Consider the following 5,140-nt stretch of genomic DNA (forward strand, 5'->3'; position numbering starts at 1 on the left):
AATATCCCTAAGGTAATCTTTGATATCGAAAAGAATGCTAAGCAGTTTATTTTAGAGGGGAAAAGGGAGCGTAGTTACCCTAGAGTGTTGAAGTGTTCAAAGGACCGATATCCCATAAAAAAGAAAGCCGTTCACGTTAAGTGAACGGCATTACGCAGTTAGCGGGCTTCTATATTAATGCTTTTGAAATTAGACTGTTTTTACTTTCCAGTTAACTTCTTCTCCAGCGAAGAATGGCACTATTGGGTTACCGTTTGGCAAAATGATCTCAGACGGTACTGTCCAAGTTTCTTTTACTAGGGTGACGCTGCCAGTATTACGCGGTAAACCATAGAAATCAGGGCCATGAGTACTGGCAAAGCCTTCAAGCTTGTCCAGCGCGCCTAAATCGTCAAACACCTGGGCGTATAGTTCTAATGCGCTCCATGCACTGTAGCAACCCGCGCAACCACAGGCTGATTCTTTACGGTGTTTTTCGTGTGGTGCTGAATCAGTTCCTAAAAAGAATTTACTTGAACCAGTGGCTACAGCAGCACGCAGTGCTTCTTGATGAGTGCTGCGTTTAAGTACGGGTAAACAGAAATTGTGCGGACGCACACCGCCAACAAGCAGGTCATTCCGGTTTAGCAATAGGTGTTGTGGGGTTATCGTCGCCGCAACATTATCAGCCGCTGACATCACAAAGTCTGCAGCATCTTTAGTGGTGATATGTTCAAACACCACTTTTAGCCCAGGGAATGCATCAACAATACGGGCAAGATAACGTTCAATAAAGAGGGCTTCACGATCAAAAATATCGATATGTGCTTCGGTCACTTCACCGTGAACGAGTAGCAGTAGGCCATGCTTTTCCATCGCTGCAAATACAGGGAATAGTGCATCAAGTGCTTTTACTGCAGCATCTGAGTTGGTAGTCGCACCTGCTGGATATAGCTTAGCCGCAACAACTCCTGCAGCTTTAGCATCAATGATGTCTTGCTCTGTGGTGTTGTTGGTGAGAAAAATTGTCATCAAAGGCTCGAAAGTCGAACCTGCTGGGCGAGCAGCTAAAATACGCTCACGGTATGCAATGGCAAGCTTCGCATCTGTCACCGGAGGTAAAAGGTTTGGCATTACGATAGCGCGATTAAATAATCTTGCTGTTGCAGGTACGGTCTCTTGCAACATATCTCCATCACGGAAATGAAGATGCCAATCGTCAGGTGTAATTATAGTTAGCTGCGTCATGTAGGGTTCCTAAGCGTTTACGACAAAGTATTAGGGAGCTTTATTATCTATTTTTTGCGAGCGCTATTATGCCTGAAATCGTAATTGCTTAATAGGCACAGCGATAGATAACCAATAACCTAATGGTCTATAACCTCATAAGGTGCAGCACTTAAAAATGCTATTAGTTAACATAACGCTATATACCCTTTGCTGTATTGTGTTTAACTACCAGTTAAAATAGTGAAAGGCTGTCACCCAAATAGCTAAATTTAACAACTTTCAGGATGGATAAAGTATGAGTAAACAAAAGGGATTTACGTTGATTGAGCTGGTTGTAGTTATCATTATACTGGGCATTCTCGCTGTTGTGGCTGCGCCAAAATTTATCAGTTTATCCCGTGATGCTAAGATTAGCGCGTTAGAGGGTATTGGTGCTGCTATGACCTTTGCTGCTGATGAAACTTATTTAAAAGCACAAATAGAAGGCGCAGCAGAGCAAGCCCGTAGCTCAGCGAGCAACCCTCCTTTTGTTGAGATCCCTGCTGGGATTTTTGAACTGAAATATGGTTACCCTGAAGCATGGCCCGAGAGCGGTCTAGGGATCCTTGATATGGTTGATATTGGCGACTCTATTGTAGTTTGCTTTGGCAGTGGTTGTGATAGCGCAAGTAACTCTAGTCGAGTTCAAATAGGATATGATCTAGTGCAAGGGGAGTCTTTACCTAGTGATGATGAAGCCTGTTACCTACGGTATAGTGAGCCGGGTGGTACGGGCGGGAATTCAGCTACACGATATACTGTGAGCTATTTAACCGACGGTTGCTAGGCCGTCGCCGTTTAATGAATGATGAGCTTCACTGTGTATGCGTTTAGATAAGTTTTTATGTAAAAGCACTGACCTGAGTCGAGCTGCAGCTACTCAATGTATTGAGCTTGGAGAGGTGAGTGTAAACGACTGCATAGTCACCGAAGCTCGATTTCAGGTGCATGAGAATAATAGTATTCTTTGGCAAGGAGAGCGTCTTTTCGCTCGGCCATCACGTTACATTATGCTGCACAAGCCACTCAACACTTTGAGCTCTAATGTCGACGGTGATTACCCTAGTTTGTTTCGTTGTATAGATCTAGATCGCGCAGAAGATCTGCATATTGTTGGTCGATTAGATGCTGATACCTCAGGTTTAGTGTTATTGACTGATGATGGTCGCTGGTCATTTGAAATCATTAGGCCTGAAAAAAACTGCCCAAAAACCTATCGAGTGACGCTGCGTGATCCCATTGGGGCGGATGTTGCGGCAAGATTTTTGACGGGAGTACAACTACAAAATGAAACACAGCTCACAGCTCCTGCTAAGCTGGCAATAGTTAATCATCATGAAGTGCTACTGACGATTACTGAGGGGCGTTACCATCAAGTAAAGCGTATGTTCGCCGCCGTGGGGAATCGTGTCAATGGTTTGCACCGAGAACAAATTGGTGAATTACAGCTTGATGTTACCGTAGGTGATTGGCGCTTTTTAACCGCTAAAGAGGTCGCCATGTTCTTGGCTTAGTTCGCCAATTTTGTTTGACCTATAGGGTTAAAATGTCGTTTTACCTAATATCAAAACCTTTCATGATGAGAATAACTCGTTTGCTTAGAAATTAGCATAGCCTTAATTATCTATAGTTCGTACAAATTTAGATATTTGTCATACTAACAGATAGATAGGGTTATATATGCTTCAGGTTAATCGCACTACTCCGACACTTCCACAATACGACACTGCCGAAAATCAAAAGCAGCGCAGCTTTGAGTTATCGTTATCAAAAACCGAATATAACTATATGTTCAGTTACTTAGAACCGTTACCTATTTCTGCTAGCGTCCCGAAAGGCGAAGGGTTTTCAGCTGAATATGAGTTTATGGTTTTACAGACATTCATGCCATTGGTTAATAACTTTAAGCATGTGGTCGTGAGCTTATTGAAGCAAGAAATTATCGACGATCTTCCCACAGAGGTAATAGCCTCTATTGATGAGGTCGAGACTGCCTATGCTGAAATTAAACAGCAGATAGATGGTGAGCACCATAGTCGGTTAAATATGATCAAAGATATCTCAGAATTCTATAAGTTATTGCAGGCTTTATCTCGGGTTCCAAAAGAGCTAGAAGCCGCTATACGCGGTATTGCTCAAGTTCCTGCTGATGTATTAAAGCTGGTGTCAGGTTTAGAGGTGGTTTTTAGTGACTTTGAAAAACAGGGGGCAACCGCCTTTTTGAAAAGTACTCTTTATGAGACCTTAGCGACTTCAGGTGGGCGGAATTACTTAACAGCAAAAGCCGATTCAAATTATCAAGATATTCTGTCACTGTTACCGACACCACAAAATTTAGCTATTGAAGCATTAACTTGGATGCCAAAGTGCGCAGCAACGGAACACTGGCAACAGGATTGGTATTTTGGTTATATGCAAATCGCAGGGTTCAATACCACCAATTTGAAAGGTGTTCAGTTAAGTAATAGTTTTGCTAAAAATGTCATTGTGCTGGCTGATCTGCTGCAAAAAGTACCGTTAACTGACGCCATGTTACAGTCGGTGATTGGTGATCCTGAAATGAGCCTGTCGTTAGCCGCTGATAAAGGGTTGCTCTATGCCGTTGACTATGAACAGTTTGCAGATATTGAAGGCAGTCAGTTGCATGAGTTAGAGCGCTACCCAGCGGCGCCAATCGCTGTCTTTTACTGGAATAATTCACCTAAACCTGAAAGTGGTTACCCTAGCAGTGGTGCAATGCAACCTGTTGCTATTCAGTTAGCGCAACAACATGATAGCGAGACCGCGCCTATTTACACTCCGAACGACTATTTTGCTAATGGTGACGGTCATCGAAACAAGTGGACTGTCGCGAAGAGCTATATTCAGAATGCCTGTGCGATACAGCATGAAGTGGTGGCTCACCTTGGTGCCTGCCACTTAACGGTTGAGCCGATGATTCTGGCGGCTAACCGACAATTGCCAGCGGTCCATCCTATACATGTGTTATTAAAACCTCATTTTCGATTCACCATCCAGATAAACGATAGTGCCATTCATAGCTTAATTGTACCTGGAGGCGTTGTTGCATCTGTCTTGTCACCTGATCATCAAAGTGTGGGCAAAATATTGGTTGATGCCCATGATAAGTGGCGCTTTGATGAGCAGTTGCCAACTAAATTATTTGAGCAACGAGGGGTGAGTAATATAGAGCTCAAAGATTTTCCTTTTAGGGATGACACCTTAGACAATTGGCAGGCAATTGTTGGCTTCGTGAAAACATATCTGGCTTTGTACTACCAAGGCGATAATGACGAGCAGAGGCTGCAAAGCTTGTTGCAAGACACCGAACTTCAAGGTTGGATTAATGAAATGGTTAATCCTAAATATGCGGGGATTAAGGGGATGCTTGGCTTGGTAGAGACTGGTGACTCTGCAATGCCATTTAGAATTGAGAGTTTCGACTATTTAGTGCAAGTGGTCTCGCTGATTATCTATACTGCAAGTGCCCAACACGCCAGTGTTAATTATGCGCAATACCCTTTGATGTCATACATACCTAGTGTGTCAGGTACCTTATACGCTAAGCCGCCGAAAGCCAGTGATACGCTTGCTGCAGATAGTCATCTAAATTGGTTGCCGCCACTGGATGTCGCGCTTTATCAAGCTTCTTTTGGTTACTTATTGAGTAATGTACAGTTTGATAAATTGGGGCATTATAGTGCGGATCCACGTCAAAGTTACTTTGCCGACCCACGGGTAGCGCCTTTAGTTACAGCTTTTCAAATGGAGTTAAACCAAGTCGAAATGGACATTTACCAGCGTAATAAAACTCGGCCTTTTCCATATTTATTACAGTTACCTTCGATGATCCCTAATAGCATCAGCATCTAATCGCAATTCCATTAAGGAT

The 5,140-nt window shown here is 43.2% G+C and carries 4 protein-coding genes and 1 pseudogene; 4 read left to right on the forward strand and 1 reads right to left on the reverse strand.

Features of this window, described 5'->3' with window-relative positions:
- Window positions 1-144, forward strand: a pseudogene (locus AB4238_RS21740) (IS4 family transposase); the annotation flags it as partial.
- Between the two features lie 45 nt (window positions 145-189).
- On the opposite strand, the gene pyrC reads toward AB4238_RS21740, so the two are convergent.
- Window positions 190-1,227 carry a dihydroorotase gene (gene pyrC, locus AB4238_RS21745; protein ID WP_372030776.1) on the reverse strand — a complete coding sequence of 346 codons (1,038 nt, stop codon included), beginning with the start codon at window positions 1,225-1,227 and terminating at the stop codon, window positions 190-192.
- A 277-nt stretch (window positions 1,228-1,504) separates the two neighbouring features.
- Between pyrC and AB4238_RS21750 the strand changes: the two genes are divergently transcribed.
- The 3 genes from AB4238_RS21750 (at window position 1,505) to AB4238_RS21760 (ending at window position 5,121) form a co-directional block, all read left to right on the forward strand.
- Window positions 1,505-2,035: a type II secretion system protein gene (locus AB4238_RS21750; RefSeq protein WP_371995150.1), complete on the forward strand. Its 531-nt coding sequence runs from the start codon at window positions 1,505-1,507 to the stop codon at window positions 2,033-2,035.
- 37 nt (window positions 2,036-2,072) lie between these two features.
- Window positions 2,073-2,762: a pseudouridine synthase gene (locus AB4238_RS21755; protein ID WP_372030775.1), complete on the forward strand. Its 690-nt coding sequence runs from the start codon at window positions 2,073-2,075 to the stop codon at window positions 2,760-2,762.
- Between the two features lie 166 nt (window positions 2,763-2,928).
- A complete protein-coding gene (locus AB4238_RS21760; RefSeq protein WP_372030774.1) occupies window positions 2,929-5,121 on the forward strand; it encodes a lipoxygenase family protein in 2,193 nt (730 codons plus the stop codon).
- Window positions 5,122-5,140 lie beyond the last annotated feature (19 nt).

The sequence above is a fragment of the Shewanella sp. 10N.286.45.A1 genome, from assembly GCF_041470405.1.
GTDB lineage: Bacteria > Pseudomonadota > Gammaproteobacteria > Enterobacterales > Shewanellaceae > Shewanella.